At 37.1% G+C, this 2,381-nt stretch carries 2 protein-coding genes; both read left to right on the top strand.

Annotated elements, in window-relative coordinates; translation table 11 throughout:
* Window positions 1-270: 270 nt before the first annotated feature.
* The gene (locus IQ228_RS24800) at window positions 271-630 is read left to right on the top strand and encodes a VOC family protein (protein WP_027403596.1); all 360 of its coding nucleotides are present in this window, start codon (window positions 271-273) and stop codon (window positions 628-630) included.
* Window positions 631-686: 56 nt separating this feature from the next.
* The gene (gene lysS, locus IQ228_RS24805) at window positions 687-2,273 is read left to right on the top strand and encodes a lysine--tRNA ligase (RefSeq protein ID WP_027403597.1); all 1,587 of its coding nucleotides are present in this window, start codon (window positions 687-689) and stop codon (window positions 2,271-2,273) included.
* The last annotated feature ends 108 nt before the right edge of the window (window positions 2,274-2,381 follow it).

Raw genomic sequence — 2,381 nt, forward strand, 5'->3', positions numbered from 1 at the left:
GTGCTAGATTTGAACAATATACATTTTTTTATTTGAAGGGGAAGTATTAGAATTATCAATTTTTATGTAATAAAAACTACGTGGATTATAAATCAATCTATCTTAGGTGTGGTTTTCTGAGCATTTGTGGCACTTTCGAGTAATCATAAAGAAAAAATTAATTTTTTTTGAACAATAAGATCCCCGACTTCTCTAAGAAGTCGGGGATCTGAGTCTGGCAATGTTCAAAAATCAAATATGATGACTATATATTTTAACAAAACAAAAAAAATGCAAATTATACAGAGTCTTCATACTGCTATTCTAGTCACTGATTTAGAACAGGCTGAATATTTTTATAGTCAGGTGTTAGGACTAAACAAAGTAGAACGCCCTCTAAAATACCCTGGTGTCTGGTATCAAATCGGTAATTATCAACTTCATCTCATAGTTGCGCCTGTTGTACAAACCGATAAGCAACAGGAAAAATGGGGGCAAAATCCTCATATTGCTTTTGCTGTGGTTGATTTGCAGGTTGCGAAAGATGAGTTAATTGCTAAAAATTATCCTTTTCAGGCTAGTGCTTCTGGTCGCGCGGCGATTTTTATTAAAGATCCAGATAGAAATATTATTGAACTTAGTCAAAAATGAGATTATTCTCCATGACAAAAGTTAAAATGGGTAGATTGTGAAAAGATAAATAGCAAATGTTTTGGGCTGATAAAATCGCTGCTGATGCAGTAGGCTACCAGGTAGTTAATGATTCTAAGACTCCATCAGGACGGGTACACGTTGGGTCTTTGCGGGGTGTGGTTATCCATGATGTGATTTACCGGGCATTGAAACACGCAGGTAAACCTGTCAAGTTCTTGTATGGTGTGGATGACTATGACGCACTGGATACAGTTCCAAAATACTTAGATCAGGAAAAGTTTTCTCCTTATTTGGGCTTTCCGCTGTGTAATGTGCCTTCTCCTGGTGATGATGCTAGTGATTATGCTAAATATTTCATTGGTGAATTTTTTGAAGTTTTCGAGTATTTAGGAATTAAACCAGAAACTTATTTTCTCCGCGATTTATATCGTTCTGGAAAACTTAATTCCTATATTGACACTTTCTTAAAAAATGCCCATTTGGTGAGAGAAGCTTATAAGGAAGTAAGCAAAGCTGACCGTCCAAATAACTGGTATCCTTTTCAAGTTATTTGTGAAAATTGCGGTAAGATTGCCACAACTGTCACGACAGATTATAACGGTTCAGAAGTATTTTACACCTGCAAACCTGATGCAACTGATTATGTAAAAGGTTGTGGACATTCTGGCTGGATTTCTCCTTTTAATGGTAATGGTAAATTACCTTGGAAAGTTGAATGGGTGGCTAAGTGGGATGTGTTGGGTGTAACTATTGAAATGGCTGGAAAGGATCATTCTCAAAAAGGTGGTTCTCGTGATGTTGCTAATGCGATTAGTCGCAAGGTTTTACAAAAGCAACCTCCTTTTCATTCTCCCTATGAATTTATTCTGGTAAATGGGACAAAGATGAGTTCTTCTAAGGGAGTTGGTTCGAGTGCTGAAGAAATTGCGGCTTTACTTCCACCGGAATTACTGCGCTTTTTAATGTTGCGAACTCAGCCAAGAACTGTCATTAATTTTGCGCCAAATTATGAAACTACTACTCGTTTATTTAGAGATTACGATACTTTAATTAACAAGTATTCTAAATCTCCTGAATTAACGGAGGAATTAATGCCGTTATTTTACGCCCAACTAGGGGATGAAGTTAAAACTTTCCAACCTTTTGATTTTAGTACGTTAATTTCTTTGTTGCAAGTTCCGCGTTTAAATATTCAAGATGAGGTTGTCCAACGTAGTCCACAGCCTTTAAATGAGTATGATCAGCAAATTATTAATCAAAGAATTGCTGCTGCACAATTGTGGTTACAAGATTATGCAGATGAGGAAGAAAAGTTAGTTCTGTATTTGGAACAAGTTCCAGAGAAAGCTAATGATTTGAACTCTGAACAAGTTGCTTATTTGCAAAAGTTGATGGAGAATTTGCAAAATATTCCTCATTGGGAAGCTGAGGCATTGCAAACTATAATTTTCTCCACTACTAAGGAGTTAGGGATTCAACAACCAATTGCTTTTAAGGCTTTGTATCTATCTTTCTTGAACAAAGAAAAGGGTCCAAAGGCTGGTGGTTTGTTTTCTTATCTGGAGAAGTCTTTTGTGCTTTCGAGGTTGCAAGATGTTGTGGCTTTGAATGCAGGTAAGGAAAAGGTAGAAGTTTCTTAATTCCTTGTTCCCTGTCTCTGACAGGGAATACGGTTTATGAGGCTCTGCCTCTAGTAGTCTGTCAACCCGAAAATGACTAGGGTAGGGGAGGTAGGGGAGGTAGGGGAG

Source organism: Dolichospermum sp. LEGE 00246 (genome assembly GCF_015207865.1).
Taxonomy (GTDB): Bacteria; Cyanobacteriota; Cyanobacteriia; order Cyanobacteriales; family Nostocaceae; genus Dolichospermum; species Dolichospermum heterosporum.

Excerpts from the sequence above, each read along its gene's own strand:
- IQ228_RS24800 (WP_027403596.1), top strand. The coding sequence starts at position 271 with ATGCAAATTATACAGAGTCTTCATACTGCTATTCTAGTCACTGATTTA.
- lysS (WP_027403597.1), top strand. The coding sequence starts at position 687 with ATGTTTTGGGCTGATAAAATCGCTGCTGATGCAGTAGGCTACCAGGTA.